This is a genomic window from Variovorax paradoxus, from assembly GCF_000834655.1.
Lineage (GTDB): Bacteria > Pseudomonadota > Gammaproteobacteria > Burkholderiales > Burkholderiaceae_C > Variovorax > Variovorax paradoxus_F.
This window is the reverse complement of sequence record NZ_JXQQ01000045.1, coordinates 1-14,785: the sequence shown is the minus strand read 5'-3', so window position 1 is coordinate 14,785 and position 14,785 is coordinate 1. Positions and strand designations below refer to the sequence as shown.

Below are 14,785 nucleotides of genomic sequence, written 5' to 3'. Positions count from 1 at the left end.
CTGGATCAGTCGGTCAGTTGGAAATAGCGGTGGCGCGGCTCGCGACGTAGGCACGCCAGCCGCCGTGATGGGTCACGTCCTGCGCCCCGGCCAGCGCGTGCCCTTCGCAGATGAAGCCGTTCACCCAGCTGCCGTCGGCCAGCTCGACGCTGCCCAGGCCCAGCGGCGGCGGGATCAACGCGAGGAAGCTGCCCACCTGCGCGATGGGCATCGCCCACACCTCCAGCGCGATGGCGCCGCCGCCTTCCGCGCTGCGCTGCAGGCCGGGCTTGGGCGGCGTGGTGCCGGGAAGCGCGAAGAGCCGGTAGGCGGGCGATGTGGTCGTGGTGCGCAGCAGCGTGGCGCCGCGCTCGGTGAGCTGGCCGTTGAGCGGCATGCCCGTGAGATGGGCGCCGACCACGGCGATGGCGAGCGTCTGCGGCGCCGGTGCCGCGAGGCCGGGCACGGGGCGGGGCGCGGGCAGCGGCCGGCCGGTCGCGCCCTGCGCGAGGCCGCTCGCGTGGTGGTATCGCTGGCCCAGTTCGGCCAGGGCGAGGTCGCTGCCGCTCGGGCCGATCAGCGTGATGCCGCATGGCAGGCCGTCCGCGCGCAGGCTGCTCGGTACCGAGAGCGCCGCGTAGTCGAGCAGGTTGACGAAGTTGGTGTACGCGCCGAGGTTGCGGTTGAGCGCGACCGGGTCGGCGCGCATCGCTTCCCGCGTGTAGTGCGTGGGCGCGGTGGGCACCAGCAGCACGTCGATGTCGCGCCACATCGGCTCGACCTGCTGCGCGATGGCGCGCAGGCGCGTCTGCGCCTCGAACACGTCGGCGGCCACATAGCCTTTTCCGCTCGCCAGGATGCTGCGCACCGGCTCGATCACCTCGTCGGCGTGTGCATCGAAGAACCCGCGCACCGCGGCGTAGCGTTCGGCGACGAGTGCGCTTTCGTAGAGCAGCGCGGCGGCCTCGGCGAGCGGCGCATAGGAAATGGTGACGGCCGTGCCGCCCAGCGCGACGAGCTTCGCCTGCGCATCGCGGAAGGCTTCTTCGGCCGCGGTATCGCCGAAGAAGCTCAGGGTGTCGGGCACGCCGAAGCAGAAGCGCGCGGGCAGCGGGCGGCGGCGCATCGCGATGTCGCGCGAGTACGGGTCGCGCGGGTCGTGGCCGGCGGCGGCGAGCATCACTTCGACAGCGAGCGCCACAGTGCGCGCGAAGATGGATACGCAGTCCGCGCTCTGCGCCGCGGGCACGACGCCGAAGGTGCTGAGCAGGCCGCGCGAAGGCTTCAGGCCGACGATGTTGTTCAGGCCGGCGGGCACGCGGCCCGATCCGGCGGTGTCGGTGCCGAGGGCAAAGTCGACTTCACCCGCAGCCACCACATAGGCGGAGCCGGAGCTGGAGCCGCCGGAGACGTAGCGCGCATCGAAGGCGTTGGGCACTTCGCCATACGGCGAGCGCGTGCCGTTCAGGCCGCAGGCGAACTGGTCGAGGTTGGTCTTGCCGGCAAGGGATGCACCGGCTTCGAGCAGCCGCTGCACCACGGCTGCGTGCGCTGTCGGCTTGCGGTCGAAGGCGGGGCAGGCGGCGGTGGTGGGCACGCCGGCCACGTCGATGTTGTCCTTGACCGCGAAACGCAGACCGGCGAGCGGCAGGGCCACGCCCGGGGTGTCGGCGGTTTCGGCACCGGCGATGGGCGCCGCGAATTTCGCGATCCAGGCAGCGGCGGTCAGCGGGTCGGTTTCATGCACCATCATCAGGCATCCAAACTTGTGTACAAGTCGAGATGCAAGCAATGTGCCAGCCGGGACGAGGGCTGCAGCGCAGACCGGGAGTGGAGGGATTTGCTCCCTCTCCCCTCGGGGAGAGGGTTGGGGTGAGGGAGAGGTGCCGCCGATAAAACGCGGCCACTCTCTTATATGAATGCCACTGCCCTCACCCGCTCCCAGGCGAGCGGGAGTCGCGCAGGGAGCCGACCTCAGCTGCGCTTGGCGTTGCGGTAAAGGCTCTCGACCTTCGGGATGTTCGCCTCGAGCTTGGCGATCCGGTCCGTCCCGCTCGGGTGCGTCGACAGGAAGCTCAATCCGCCCTGGTTCTTCGAGGCGGTCGCCATCTTGTTCCACAGCGACACCGAGGCCTTCGGATCGAAGCCCGCGCGCGCCGCGAGCTCGAGCCCCACGAGGTCGGCCTCTGTCTCGTCGCTGCGGCTGAACTTGAGCGTGATGAGCTGCGTGCCGGCGCGCGCCGCAAGATCGCCGACCTGCCCGAGCCCCAGCAGTTGCGCGCCGATGGACAGCGCCGCTCCGGTGCCGGCGCTCTTGGCCATGCGGGCGCGGGCGTGTTCGCGCAGCGCGTGGGCCATTTCATGGCCCATCACCATCGCGACCTCGTCGTCGCTCAGCTTGAGCTGCTCCAGGATGCCGGTGAAGAAGGCGATCTTGCCGCCGGGCATGCAGAAGGCGTTGATCTGCTTGCTGCCGATCAGGTTGACCTCCCACTTCCATTCGCGCGCCCGCGTGTTCCAGGGCGTGGCGAACGGAATGAGCCGCTGCGCGATGGCACGCAGCCGCTGCAGTTGCGCGTTGTTGTCGCCGGCGAGCGCATTCTTGGCACGGGCCTGCGCGAGCAACTGGCCGTATTGCTGGACGCCGGCCGCCTCGATCTTGTCCGCCGGCACGAGGTTGCGCGCCACCGATGCGTTGCCCACGTTGACCTGCGCCAAGGCCGGGGCGCCGAGCGCTGCGGTGGCCGCGCCGGCCGCGGCGAGCAGGAAGGCCCTACGCGGCTGCCAGGGCGAGGCGGGGGAAAGGGCGGAGGTGGAGCTTTCGCAGCGTGTGCACATGGGGGCGGATCATAGGAACAAATGAAGACAAAGGGACAGGCCGATGACCCCGGCGGCTCATGGACAATCCGGGGCTCATGTCCGCCCCCTCGCCCGAAACCCCCATCGCTCCCAAACCGCCCTGGCGCGAGGTCCTGAAGGTCTATCTCGAGCCTGCCACGCTGCGCATGCTGGCGCTGGGCTTCTCGGCCGGGCTGCCGCTGCTGCTGGTGCTGGGCACCCTGAGTTTTCGCCTGCGCGAAGCGGGCGTGGACCGCACCACCATCGGCTACCTGAGCTGGGTGGGCCTGGCCTACGGCTTCAAGTGGGTCTGGGCGCCGCTGGTCGACCGGCTGCCGCTGCCGCCGCTGACCACGCTGCTCGGGCGGCGCCGTGGCTGGCTGCTGCTGGCCCAGTGCATGGTGATCGCGGGGCTGGTGGGCATGGCGCTGAACGATCCGCGCGACGGGCTCGCGACGCTGGTGTGGTGCGCGCTGCTGGCGGCCTTCGGCTCGGCCACGCAGGACATCGCGCTGGACGCCTTCCGCATCGAATCGGCCGAGACGCGCAAGCAGGCCGCGCTCGCCGCCGCCTACCAGACGGGCTACCGCCTCGCGATGATCTGGGCCGGCGCCGGCGTGCTGTGGGTCGCGGCCTGGGCCGAGGTGGCGCCCGCCGTCGCTGCGGGGGCCGCGAGTGCGGCGAGCGGCGCGGCCGCCTACCAGAACGGCGCCTGGAAGACCGCCTACCTGGTGATGGCCGCCTCGATGGGCGTGGGCGTGCTCACGGTGCTGCTGTCGGCCGAGCCCGCGCCGAACGAAGGCCGGCATTCGGCCGCGGAAATCGCCGCCAGCCGGGCGCTGTTCTCGGCCACCGGCCTGCCGGTGTACGGCGTGCTGATGTTCATCGGCACCTTCCTCTTCGTGGCCCTGTTCCAGCTGCGGCCGGCGGACACCGGGCTGCTGCGCTTCCTGGGCACGGTGTTCTTTCCGGTGCTGGTGCTCTACGTGCTGCTGATGCTGTGGGCCGCCCGCAGGGGGCTGCGCGTGCCCGCGCCCCCGCGCCTGGTGCCCTTCGCGGCCTGGATCGACAAGGCCTTCTACGACCCCTTTGCCGACTTCATCCGCCGCTACAAGTGGCAGGCCGCGTTGATCCTCTCGCTCATTGCCATCTACCGCATCAGCGACGTGGTGATGGGCATCATGGCCAACCCTTTCTACGTGGACATGGGTTTCACCAAGGACGAGGTGGCCACGGTCAGCAAGATCTACGGCGTGGTCATGACGCTGGCCGGCGCCTTCGTGGGCGGCGTGCTGTCGATGCGCCTGGGCGTGATGCGGGTGCTGATGCTGGGCGCGGTGCTCAGTGCCGCGAGCAACCTGCTGTTCGCCTGGCTGGCCTCGCGCGGGCACGACCTTACGGCGCTCATCGCGGTGGTCTCGGCCGACAACCTGGCCGGCGGCATCGCCTCGGCGGCCTTCATCGCCTACCTGTCGAGCCTGACCAACGTCAGCTACTCGGCCACGCAGTACGCGCTGTTCAGTTCGCTGATGCTGCTGCTGCCGAAGTTCATTGCCGGCTATTCGGGCGCCTTCGTCGATGCCTACGGCTACAGCCAGTTCTTCACCAGCACCGCCCTGCTGGGGCTGCCCGTGCTGGTGCTGGTGGCGCTGGCCTCGCGGTTCGCCGCGAAGGCGACCACGAACACAGGCGCCGCCGACCGTCAATAGGGCCCGCGCCTTAGGCTGCACCTGTGGGCAACAGCCGACGCTGGGGCGCGCCCTCTGCTGGTAGGCTGCATGACATTCATTGCGTGAAAATTACGCTAGTCGTCACATTGACGTTCTTTCGCTTGCCGTCAGCCCCAAGATCCATCGTGCTTTCCCGTATTTCCCCCCTACAGATCAGTGCCTACACGGCCACCTCGGCCGTCGGCGTCGGCAAGGCGCCGCTCGCCGAGGCGCTCGAAAACTCGCGCAGCGGCCTGCGCGCCAACGACTTCGGCGATGCGCCGCTGCCCACCTGGATCGGCCGCGTCGACGGCCTCGAAGACATCCGCCTGCCCGAGGCGCTGGCTTCATGGGACTGCCGCAACAACCGGCTGGCCTGGCTGGGCCTTCAGGCCGACGGCTTCGTCGAGGCGGTGGCCGCGGCGCGCGAAAAGTACGGCGCCTCGCGCGTCGCGCTGATCCTGGGCACCTCGACCTCCAGCATCGGGGAGACCGAGCTGGCCTACACCCAGTTGGACGAAGGCGGCATGTTCCCGCAGGACCAGCGCCGCGCCGAAGTGCACACGCCCCATTCGCTGGCGATGTTCGTGCAGCAGGTGCTGGGCCTGGAAGGCCCGAGCGAAACGATCTCGACCGCCTGCTCGTCGAGCGCCAAGGTGTTCGCCTCGGCCGAACGGCTGATCCGCCTGGGCCTGGCCGACGCGGCCGTGGTGGGCGGGGCCGACACGCTCTGCGGCAGCGTGCTGTTCGGCTTCAACTCGCTGGAGCTGGTGTCCGACGAGCCCTGCCGCCCGTTCGACGCGGGCCGCAACGGCATCAGCCTGGGCGAGGCGGCGGGCTTCGCGCTGGTCGAGCGCGTGCAGACGGGCGCTTCGGCGTCGCCGCTGCACCTCCTGGGCTACGGCGAGGCGAGCGACGCGCACCACATGTCCACCCCGCACCCCGAGGGCCTGGGCGCCGAGCGCGCCCTGGACGAGGCGCTGGCCCGCGCCGGCCTCGCGCCCGAGGCCATCGACTACATCAACATGCACGGCACCGCGAGCCAGAAGAACGACGAAGTCGAAGGTGCGCTGGTGGCAAGGCGCTTCCCCCCCACCACCCATGCCAGTTCCACCAAGGGCTTCATGGGCCACACGCTGGGCGCCGCGGGCATCGTCGAGGCTGTGATCAGCCTGCTGGCGATCGAGCGCGGCCTGAAGCCCGGCACCGTCAACACGCGCGCGATCGACGACGGCTTCGGTCCGCAGATCAGGCTCGCGCCCGCGCACGGCGAGGTGCGCTACGCGCTCTCCAACTCCTTCGGCTTCGGCGGCAACAACTGCTCCCTGGTGTTCGGCAAGGCGGACGCGGCATGAGCGCCACCGCAACGCCCCCGACCCTCTACATCGAAGGCCCCGCCTTCTGGACGCCCACCCTCCCCGGCTGGGACGCCGCGCGCGCGGCCTTCCGCGGCGAAGGCACGCTGACCGATCCGCCGGCCAAGCGCCCGGCGCCGCAGGTGCTGGCCCCGGCCGAGCGCCGCCGCGCCCCCGACACCGTGGCGCTGGCGCTCGAAGTGGCCGCCGCCGCCATGAGCGCCTCCGGCCGCAACGCGGCCGACGTGCCCTGCGTGTTCATTTCCGCGCACGGCGACCTCACGATCAACGACTACATGTGCAGCACGCTGGCGACCGACCCCACGGTGCTGTCGCCCACGCGCTTTCACAACTCGGTGCACAACGCGGCGGTGGGCTACTGGACCATCGGCACGGGCTGCATGGCGGCCAGCAATTCGGTCTCGGCCTTCGAGTTCAGCTTTGCCACCGGCCTGCTCGAGGCAGCCGTGCAATGCGCCGCCGACCACAGCCCGGTGCTCGTGGTGGGTTACGACACGCCCACCGTCGGCCCGCTGACCTCGGTGACCGACAGCCGCGGGCTGCTGGCCGTGGCGATGGTGATCGCGCCGGAACGCAGCGAACGCACCGTGGCCGCGCTCGAATGGTCGCTGTCCGACCGCGCGCGCAATGGCGGGGATGCGGCCTCCACCTACACGCTGCCGTGCTCGGAGGCTGCAAAGTCGCTTTCCGGCATCAACCCGATGGCGCAGGCGCTCGGCCTGTTCGAAGCGCTCGCCCACCTGGACGATGACGCGGCCCCGCCGGTCGAGTTGCAGCTCTCGCCGACCCTGTCGTTGCGACTGCAACTGCGGCCTCCCCCCTAAGTTTGCTGACCTGAAGGACCGACACACCATGACCGACACTGCGCTGGATTCCTTTGACGCGGTGATCATGGGGGGCGGTCTGGCCGGGCTCACGCTGGCCATTCAACTGCGCCAGCGCTTCGGCGACCTCAAGGTCCTGGTGCTGGAGCGGCGTACGCACCCGGTGCCGCACGCCGCCCACAAGGTGGGCGAGTCGTCGGTAGAGATCGGGGCGCACTACTTCGACACGGTGCTGGGCCTGAAGGCGCACATGGACGAGGCGCAGCTTCGCAAGTTCGGCTTTCGCTTCTTCTTCAGCGAAGGCCGCAGCGACATCGACAACGTCACCGAGATCGGCGCGAGCCGCTATCTCGCGGTGCCCAGCTACCAGATCGACCGCGGCATCTTCGAGAACTTCCTGGCCGAAGAGGCCGCCCGCTGCGGCGTGCGCTTTATCGACAGCGCGCTGGTGCGGCGCATCGACCTGGCCAGCAACTCCGAAAATCCCGGGGCGCCCCACCGCATCGAGTGGACCCGAGGCGAGGAAAAGCACGTCACGCAGGCGCGCTGGCTCATCGACGCCTGCGGCCGCGCCGGCATGCTCAAGCGCAAACTCGGCCTGGCCGAGCCCAACGCGCACGACGTGAACGCGGTGTGGTTCCGCATCGGCGAGCGCATCGCGGTGGACGACTGGAGCGACAACGCCGAATGGCGCGAGCGCTGCAACCCGCAGGCGCGCTGGCTCTCGACCAACCATTTCGTGGGCGCGGGCTACTGGGCCTGGCTGATTCCGCTGGCCTCGGGCTCGCACTCGGTGGGCATCGTGGCCGACCCGAAGCTGCATCCGCTGGACACCATCGACACCTTCGAAAAGTCGATGGCGTGGTTCGCCACCTACCAGCCGCGGCTGTACGAGGCGCTGGACGGCAAGCGCCACCTGCTGCAGGACTTCGCGTTCCTCAAGCATTTCTCGCACGGCTGCAAGCAGGTGTTTTCGGGCGACCGCTGGGCGATGACCGGCGAGGCGGGGCTCTTTCTCGACCCCTTCTATTCGCCCGGCAGCGACTTCATCGCGATCGGCAACACCTACATCACCGACCTCATCGCGCAGGACCGCGCGGGCCGTCCGCTGGAGGCGCGGGCGCAGGTCTACGACCAGCTCTACCACTCGTTCTACGTGAGCACGCTCGCCCTCTACCAGGACCAGTACCCGCTCTTCGGCGACCCCGAGGTGCTGCCGGTGAAGGTGATCTGGGACTACGCCTACTACTGGGGCGTGCTCGCGCAGATCTTCTTCCAGCGGCGCTTGACCGACCTGACGGCGCTCGGCGCCCTGAAGGACGAGTTGCAGCACTGCCAGCAGCTCAACCTGGCGGTGCAGCGGCTGATGCGCGAGTGGTCGGCATCGAGCGACAAGAGCAACCCGGCCGTGATGCTCGACCAGGCTGCGATGCCGTGGTTCGCCGAACTCAACCGCAGCCTGAAGGACACGCTGGACGATGCCGCCTTCAAGACACGCATCCAGGATTCCACGGTCATGCTGCGGCAGCTGGCCGGGGAGATCCTCGCGCGGGCGCGCGCATCCGACCCGAACGTGGAGGCCGGCGCCCTGCAGGCCCTTCTCGAAGAAAAACCCGAGGTACCGGCCGCAGTCGCTGGCCCTGGCGCTATGCTTTTCGCAGCACCTCAGGTTGACACGCATGCCTGAGGTTTACCCAACTTTACGGAGCGTTCAAGCCCGCTTGCTCCCTGTGGACGACCATGAAGCGCATGAGCACCCCCCAACTCCTGATGATCGAAGACGACGCCCGCCTGGCGCAGATGGTGGGCGAGTACCTGACGCAGTCGGGTTTCGCCTTCAACCACGCCGGTGACGGCGCCAGCGGCCTGGAGCAACTGCAGCAGCACGCCCCCGACCTCGTCATCCTCGACCTGATGCTGCCCGACACCGACGGGCTGGAAGTCTGCCGCCGCATCCGCTCCCTGCCCGGCCCGATCTCCAAGGTGTCGGTGCTGATGCTCACGGCCAAGGGCGACCCGATGGACCGCATCATCGGCCTGGAAATCGGGGCCGACGACTACCTTCCAAAGCCGTTCGAACCGCGCGAGCTACTCGCGCGCATCCGCGCCGTGCTGCGCCGGCGCAGCGAGAACGCCACCGAGAGCGAAGCCTCCACGGTGATGCGCTTCGGCACGCTGGAGATCGACCGCAATGCGCGCACCGTGTCGGTGGCCGGCGCGCTGGCCGACCTCACCTCCTACCAGTTCGACCTCCTGGTCGCGATGGCCGAGCGCGCGGGCCGCGTGCTCACGCGCGACCAGATCATGGAAGCCGTGCGCGGCCGCGAGCTCGAAGCCTTCGACCGCTCGATCGACGTGCACATGGGCCGCATCCGGGCGGCCATCGAGGTCGACGCCAAGAACCCCAAGCGCATCCTCACCGTGCGCGGCGTGGGCTACGTGTTCGCCAAGCAGCAGGATTGACGAGTGCGCCGAGGGATGCTGCACAAGCTGTACTCGCGCCACCTCTACGTGCGCATCTGGCTCGCGGTGGTGGGCGGCGTGGTCATCCTGACGCTGATGGCCAACTGGATCGTGCGCGAGGCCGCCGAGGCCGAGCGCGAGCGCCTGGCGCCGGTGCCGCGCAACGTGGTCGTGCTCGATGCGCAGGACCGCACGATCGGCTCGGGCACCGCGCTGCGCGTACCGGGCCAGGGACTGGAATTCGACGTGACGCTCAGCGACGGCAAGGCCATCACGCTGCGCGTGGCGCCGCGCGAGCGCCCCACCGGCAGCGGCGGCTTCGCGCCGTGGCGCACGCCCTTCGGCCTGGGCTGGATGATCGCGCTGGTGGGCGTGGCGGTGGCGCTGGGCGTCTACCCGATCGTGCGGCGCATCACGCAGCGGCTCGAGTCGCTGCAGCGCGGCGTACAGCGATGGGGCGAAGGCGATCTCTCGGTGCGCGTGACCGAAGAAGGGCAGGACGAAGTGGCTGATCTCTCCAAACGATTCAACGCGTCGGCCGAACGCATCGAGCAGCTGGTGCGCTCGCACAAGTCGCTGCTGGCCAACGCATCGCACGAACTGCGCTCGCCGCTCACCCGCATCCGCATGGGGCTGGAGCTGATGGGCGAGCACCCGAGCCCCAAGGCGCGCGAAGAAATCTCGCGCAACATCGGCGAACTCGACCAGCTGATCGACGAGATCCTGCTGGCCAGCCGGCTCGATGCGAGCGAGGCCGACATGGGCACCGTCGAGGCCGTCGACCTGACGGGCCTGGCCGCCGAGGAATGCTCGCAGGTGAACGCCGAACTCGACCTGGCCGAGGGCACCGACAACGCGGCGCTCACCGTGCCCGGCGTCTCGCGCCTCCTGCGCCGCGCGATCCGCAACCTGCTGGAGAACGCCCGCCGCTACGGCGCCGGCGAGATCAGCGTGGAGCTGGGCAGCGCCAACGGCTTTGCCACGGTGCGCGTGAACGACCGCGGCCCCGGCGTGCCGCCGGCATTGCGCGAGCGCATCTTCGAGCCCTTCTACCGCCTGCCTGGCGCCAGCGAGCGCAACGGCGGCGTGGGCCTCGGGCTCGCGCTGGTGAAGTCGATCGCCGAGCGCCACGGCGGCACGGTGCGCTGCGAAGACGCGCCGGAAGGCGGTGCGAGCTTCGTGATCCGCCTGCCGGTCGCAGCTCCCGCGCACTGACCCCCCGATCCGATTCGCGGGATGCCGCGGAACCGGCTTCGCCGGGCCGCAGGCATCGCCCCCGGCGAGGGGGAAGGAGAAGCGACACCAAGTGCGCGAAGCCTGGGGGAGTACCAAGCCCGTCAACCTAAAATCCCGCCCCTATGCAGAGATCGCACATCGTTCGGCCCGCGGCCATGTTCTGGGGGCTGGTGGTGTTCATGCCGGTCGGCGTCACCTACCTTTCCGCGCTGCTGCTGCTCGCCACCATGCTGCTGGCCGGCGGCTATGGCGAACGCTTCGCGCGCCTGCGCGCCAACCCGCTGTGGTGGCCGATGGTCGCCTACCTGGCCTGGACGCTCCTCGTGCTGGCCTTCGGGCGGCACTACCCCGAGACCGGCTCCAACCTGTTCCACGGCCTGCGCATCGGCCTCACGATCCTGATGGCGATGGCGCTCACGCGCGAAGAGGCGATCTGGGCGTTGCGCGGCTTCTTGCTGATCGCGGCGCTGAACATCCTGCTGATCGTCCTTTACTACGCCATCGGCTTTCCGATCTGGTCTCCGTTGCGCGCGGTGGTCATGGAGGTGGGCAACAAGTCGATCAGCAACGCGCTGCTGTTCAGCGTGGTCGCCGCCACGGCCGCGGTGTGGGGCCTGGCGCAGATTGCCGCGCACAAGCCGCTGCGCGCCATTCCGGCCTTCGTGCTGATGCTCGGGCTGGGCCTGGTCGTCGCGTTGCCGCTGACCTCGCGCACCTCGGTGCTCGCGCTGCTGCTGGTGGTGCCGGTGGTGTGCATCCACCAGTGGCGCAATCACCTGAAGATGCTGGTGAGCGCGCTGGTGCTGGGCGCCGTGGTGCTGGGCGCCGGGCTCTACCAGTTGCCGCAGCTGCAGCACAAGGTCGAGACCGGCGTGCAGGAGCTCGAAGAGGCGCAGGCCGGCGCCGTCTTCAAGGGCAGCTGGGTCATCCGCTACTACATGTACCGCGACACCGGCCGCATGATCGCCGACCGGCCGCTCACCGGCTGGGGCATCGGCGGGTGGACCGAGCAGTGGCACAAGCGCGGCCCGGCCATGTTCGCGGAGTCGAACATGCCGCACAACGACTTCCTCTGGGTGGGCGCGCAGGGCGGCCTGCCCGCGCTGCTGAGCCTCCTGGCGATCATGGTGGCGGCCGTCTGGCAGGCGTGGAAGCGCCCCGACATCGCGGGCCGCTATGCCCTGGCCGCAACGCTGATCGCGCTGATCGCATCGAGCGTGAACTCGGCCATGCGCGATGCGCAGATCGGCCTGGCGCTGCTCTGGATCGCGATGGTGTACCTGCGTCTGGCCCAGGAAACGCACGACCCCGCGCCCTGGCGCGACCTGTGGCCCTCGCGGCGGCCGAACCCGAACACGAACCCGACGGCATAACCCATGCGACGCATCCTCGCCACCTTCCTCCTGGCCTGCGCTTTCGGCGTGCACGCGGCACCTGCCGTCGTGCAGGGTCTCGTTCACGGCACGGGCCCGGAAGCGCAGCGCTTCCCCTGGGTGCGCACCGACGACGCCAAGGCCACCGATCGGATCAACCAGTTTCTCTTCATCGACACCTTCGAGGCCATGGCGCCGGCGCGCGCAGGGGACGGGTTGCGCGGCATCGAAGCTCAGAACTGGCAGCGCATGCCGAACCTCGGCTACGTGGTGCTGCGCAACGACGGCCGGGTGCTGTCGCTGCGTGTCGAAGGGGAAGGCTGCGGCGCGTACTGCGAGAGCTTCACCGCCGGACACGCGTTCGACGCGGCAACCGGGCGCCATCTCTCGCCGGGCGACCTTTTCACGGCCGAGGGGCTTGCCGACATCGCGCGCAAGGTCCATGCGAACAACGCCGCCAGGCTGCGCAAGGAGATTGCGGCGCTCGGGAGCAAGGCGCGCAGCAAGGACGAGGAGCGCGAGGACAAGATCGCGCTCTACACCGAATGCCTGACCTCACGCCAGGACCCGGCCTACCAGAAGATCGAGGCCATGGGCCGCATGGAGATCGATGCGAAGGGCGTGATGTTCTCGCAGGGTCGCTGCAGCAACCACGCAATGCGCGCGCTGGACGACCTCGACGGCTTCAGCACCCGCTTCACTCCCGCGCAGCTCGGGCCGTCGCTCACGCCCTATGGGCGCGCACTGCTGCTGGGCGAAGGCGCGGCACCCGCGCCGGCATCGCCGTTCGACCAGGTGCTGCACGGGTCCATCGACGGCAAGCTGCCGGTCACGTTGCGACTGGAGCCGCTGCGCAACGACGGCTCCGCCGCCGCCACGTATTTCTACGACCGCTACCGCAAGCCGCTTTCTGTTTTTGGCAAGTACCGGGACGGCGTGCTGCTGCTGGAGGAATCCAGCGACACGCGCCTGCGGCTCGCGCCCGATGGCGCGGGCCTGCGCGGCGAATGGATCAGCGGGCAGAAGAAATTGCCGCTGGTACTGGCGCCCTGATCGGCCTCGGCCTCAGCCGTTCCTGTTGCGTTTGGCCTCGGCCGCGGCGTACTGCTTGCCGGCGATGCCGACGAAAGCCCAGATCACCAGGGCGTGCAGGACGCCGATGAACAGCAGCACCATCGACATCGGCCCCAGCGACAGGGCCGGCGCGCCAGAGGACAGGCCGACCGAGACGGTCAACACGGCCTGCATGGCCATGTCGATGACCAGCATGCCCGCGATGGCGCGCTTTTTTTCTTCGCTCGTGAAGTAGCGGCCGTTCTTCTTGCCGAAGTCCATGCACACCCACATCACGGCACCGAGCAAGGCGGCCACGTTGCCGCTCGTGCTCGAACTGGCGCCCGCAAGGTTCAGCGCCAAGGCAACGACGACCAGCAGCACCATGTAGGCCGCAGCAAAGCGCCACAGCAGGCCGCGAAGCGTCACGTCAGTTCAGTGGCGCGATGAAACCGTCTCGCCGGCCTTCAACCGGTACACCGTGCCGCAGTACGGGCACTTGGCTTCGCCGGTGCGCGCCACGTCCAAGTAGACCTTGGGATGGTTGTCCCAGAGCTGCATGTCCGCCTTGGGGCTGGGGCAGAACACGCCGCCCTGATGGTTGAGCTCCTTGGCCAGGAGTTCGACGACTGCATTGGTAGACATGGGATTCAGACTTTCGTGAGCCAGTGGGCGTACTTGGGATTCTTGCCGTTCACGATGTCGAAGAAGGCCGACTGGATCTTCTCGGTGATCGGGCCGCGCGAGCCACCGTCGCCACGGTTGCCGATCTCGATGCGGTCGAGTTCGCGGATGGGGGTCACTTCAGCGGCGGTGCCGGTGAAGAAGGCTTCGTCGGAGATGTAGACCTCGTCGCGCGTGATGCGCTTCTGCACGAGCTCGATGCCAAGGTCCTTGCAGATGTGCAGGATCGTGTTGCGCGTGATGCCGTTCAGGGCACCGGCCGACAGGTCAGGCGTGTAGACCACGCCGCCCTTGACCACGAAGATGTTCTCGCCCGCGCCTTCGGAGACGAATCCGCTCGCATCGAGCAGCAGCGCTTCGTCGTAGCCGTCGTCCAGCGCTTCCATGTTGGCCAGGATCGAGTTCGTGTAGTTGCTCACCGACTTGGCCTGCGTCATGGTGATGTTGACGTGGTGGCGGGTGTAGCTGGAAGTCTTCACGCGGATGCCGCGGCGCATGCCTTCCTCGCCGAGGTAGGCGCCCCAGGACCAGGCCGCGACCATGGCGTGGATCTTGTTGCCCTTGGGGCTCACGCCGAGCTTTTCGGAGCCGATCCAGATGAGGGGGCGCAGGTAGCAGCTCTCCAGCTTGTTCTCGCGCACGACCTGCTTCTGGGCTTCGTTCAGCTGCTCTTGCGAGAAGGGGATCTTCATGCGCAGGATCTTGGCGCTGTTGAACAGGCGCTCGGTGTGCTCGGCCAGCCGGAAGATCGCGGTGCTGCCGTCCGCCGTCTTGTAGGCGCGCACGCCCTCGAAGGCGCCGCAGCCGTAGTGCAGCGTGTGGCTCAGCACGTGGATCTTGGCGTCGCGCCAGTCCACGAGTTCGCCGTCCATCCAGATCTTGCCGTCACGGTCGTCCAGCGAGGGGGGGATCGAGCTCATTTCCTGATTCCTTTGGGAGCGGTGTGGGGGGTGCGACGGGGGGAGAAGTCGCAAAAGCTTTCGATTTTACGACCGTGCCCGGAACGGGGTGCCCGACAATGGCCGGTTGTGCAAACCAGTGGAAAAAGGGTTTCCGTGTCCGTATTCAAGAACGTCATCGTCTATCGCATCGAACCTGCCTGGTCCCAAACGCTGGCCGAGGCGGAAGAGGGGCTGGGCAAGCACCGCTTCGAGCCCTGCGGCCCCTCGCAGGAAAAGTCCGCCGGCTGGGCCGAGCCCCGCGGCGAAGCCGGCGGCCCGCTGGTCGAGTCCATCGACGGCCAATGGCTC

The 14,785-nt window shown here is 68.9% G+C and carries 14 protein-coding genes; 9 read left to right on the top strand and 5 right to left on the bottom strand.

The features are described 5' to 3' along the window. Positions 1–13: 13 nt before the first annotated feature. On the bottom strand, positions 14–1,732 hold the full coding sequence (gene atzF / locus RT97_RS19100) for an allophanate hydrolase (protein ID WP_042580392.1): 1,719 nt from the start codon (positions 1,730–1,732) through the stop codon (positions 14–16). 221 nt (positions 1,733–1,953) lie between these two features. After that, positions 1,954–2,817, bottom strand: a complete 864-nt coding sequence (locus RT97_RS19095; RefSeq protein WP_042580391.1) for a M48 family metallopeptidase — start codon at positions 2,815–2,817, stop codon at positions 1,954–1,956. 59 nt (positions 2,818–2,876) lie between these two features. Between RT97_RS19095 and RT97_RS19090 the strand changes: the two genes are divergently transcribed. From RT97_RS19090 to RT97_RS19055, 8 genes are all read left to right on the top strand, one after another. Further along, positions 2,877–4,526 (top strand): AmpG family muropeptide MFS transporter, encoded by a 1,650-nt coding sequence (locus RT97_RS19090; protein WP_042580390.1) that lies wholly within the window; start codon positions 2,877–2,879, stop codon positions 4,524–4,526. A 146-nt stretch (positions 4,527–4,672) separates the two neighbouring features. Next, positions 4,673–5,881 carry a beta-ketoacyl-[acyl-carrier-protein] synthase family protein gene (locus RT97_RS19085; RefSeq protein WP_172672229.1) on the top strand — a complete coding sequence of 403 codons (1,209 nt, stop codon included), beginning with the start codon at positions 4,673–4,675 and terminating at the stop codon, positions 5,879–5,881. Next, a complete protein-coding gene (locus tag RT97_RS19080) occupies positions 5,878–6,726 on the top strand; it encodes a beta-ketoacyl synthase chain length factor (protein WP_042580389.1) in 849 nt (282 codons plus the stop codon). Before RT97_RS19085 ends, RT97_RS19080 begins: the two co-directional genes overlap by 4 nt. Positions 6,727–6,754: 28 nt before the next feature. Next, entirely contained in the window at positions 6,755–8,413 is a 1,659-nt protein-coding gene (locus tag RT97_RS19075) for an NAD(P)/FAD-dependent oxidoreductase (protein WP_042580388.1), read from the top strand. A gap of 53 nt (positions 8,414–8,466) precedes the next feature. Then, positions 8,467–9,189 carry a response regulator transcription factor gene (locus RT97_RS19070; RefSeq protein ID WP_042580387.1) on the top strand — a complete coding sequence of 241 codons (723 nt, stop codon included), beginning with the start codon at positions 8,467–8,469 and terminating at the stop codon, positions 9,187–9,189. 15 nt (positions 9,190–9,204) lie between these two features. After that, on the top strand, positions 9,205–10,404 hold the full coding sequence (locus RT97_RS19065; protein WP_042580386.1) for an ATP-binding protein: 1,200 nt from the start codon (positions 9,205–9,207) through the stop codon (positions 10,402–10,404). A 143-nt stretch (positions 10,405–10,547) separates the two neighbouring features. Then, the gene (locus tag RT97_RS19060) at positions 10,548–11,798 is read left to right on the top strand and encodes an O-antigen ligase family protein (RefSeq protein ID WP_042580385.1); all 1,251 of its coding nucleotides are present in this window, start codon (positions 10,548–10,550) and stop codon (positions 11,796–11,798) included. A 3-nt stretch (positions 11,799–11,801) separates the two neighbouring features. After that, positions 11,802–12,851 (top strand): hypothetical protein, encoded by a 1,050-nt coding sequence (locus RT97_RS19055; RefSeq protein WP_042580384.1) that lies wholly within the window; start codon positions 11,802–11,804, stop codon positions 12,849–12,851. A 12-nt stretch (positions 12,852–12,863) separates the two neighbouring features. On the opposite strand, the gene RT97_RS19050 is transcribed toward RT97_RS19055, so the two are convergent. Genes RT97_RS19050 through RT97_RS19040 form a run of 3 tightly spaced genes read right to left on the bottom strand, consistent with a single transcriptional unit; the run spans position 12,864 to position 14,455 of the window. Beyond that, complete coding sequence (locus RT97_RS19050; RefSeq protein WP_042580383.1) at positions 12,864–13,280, bottom strand: ABZJ_00895 family protein; 417 nt, start codon at positions 13,278–13,280, stop codon at positions 12,864–12,866. A gap of 6 nt (positions 13,281–13,286) precedes the next feature. Then, on the bottom strand, positions 13,287–13,496 hold the full coding sequence (locus RT97_RS19045; RefSeq protein WP_042580382.1) for a zinc-finger domain-containing protein: 210 nt from the start codon (positions 13,494–13,496) through the stop codon (positions 13,287–13,289). Positions 13,497–13,501: 5 nt separating this feature from the next. Next, a complete protein-coding gene (locus RT97_RS19040; RefSeq protein WP_042580381.1) occupies positions 13,502–14,455 on the bottom strand; it encodes a branched-chain amino acid transaminase in 954 nt (317 codons plus the stop codon). A 135-nt stretch (positions 14,456–14,590) separates the two neighbouring features. Between RT97_RS19040 and rdgC the strand changes: the two genes are divergently transcribed. Further along, positions 14,591–14,785, top strand: a 195-nt coding sequence (rdgC, locus tag RT97_RS19035; RefSeq protein WP_042580380.1) for a recombination-associated protein RdgC, incomplete at its 3' end; no start/stop codon positions are given.

Bases quoted from the DNA above. Each gene is read 5' to 3' on its own strand.
- atzF (WP_042580392.1), bottom strand. From the start codon at position 1,732: ATGATGGTGCATGAAACCGACCCGCTGACCGCCGCTGCCTGGATCGCG.
- RT97_RS19095 (WP_042580391.1), bottom strand. From the start codon at position 2,817: ATGTGCACACGCTGCGAAAGCTCCACCTCCGCCCTTTCCCCCGCCTCG.
- RT97_RS19090 (WP_042580390.1), top strand. From the start codon at position 2,877: ATGGACAATCCGGGGCTCATGTCCGCCCCCTCGCCCGAAACCCCCATC.
- RT97_RS19080 (WP_042580389.1), top strand. From the start codon at position 5,878: ATGAGCGCCACCGCAACGCCCCCGACCCTCTACATCGAAGGCCCCGCC.
- RT97_RS19075 (WP_042580388.1), top strand. From the start codon at position 6,755: ATGACCGACACTGCGCTGGATTCCTTTGACGCGGTGATCATGGGGGGC.
- RT97_RS19070 (WP_042580387.1), top strand. From the start codon at position 8,467: ATGAAGCGCATGAGCACCCCCCAACTCCTGATGATCGAAGACGACGCC.
- RT97_RS19065 (WP_042580386.1), top strand. From the start codon at position 9,205: ATGCTGCACAAGCTGTACTCGCGCCACCTCTACGTGCGCATCTGGCTC.
- RT97_RS19060 (WP_042580385.1), top strand. From the start codon at position 10,548: ATGCAGAGATCGCACATCGTTCGGCCCGCGGCCATGTTCTGGGGGCTG.
- RT97_RS19055 (WP_042580384.1), top strand. From the start codon at position 11,802: ATGCGACGCATCCTCGCCACCTTCCTCCTGGCCTGCGCTTTCGGCGTG.
- RT97_RS19045 (WP_042580382.1), bottom strand. From the start codon at position 13,496: ATGTCTACCAATGCAGTCGTCGAACTCCTGGCCAAGGAGCTCAACCAT.
- RT97_RS19040 (WP_042580381.1), bottom strand. From the start codon at position 14,455: ATGAGCTCGATCCCCCCCTCGCTGGACGACCGTGACGGCAAGATCTGG.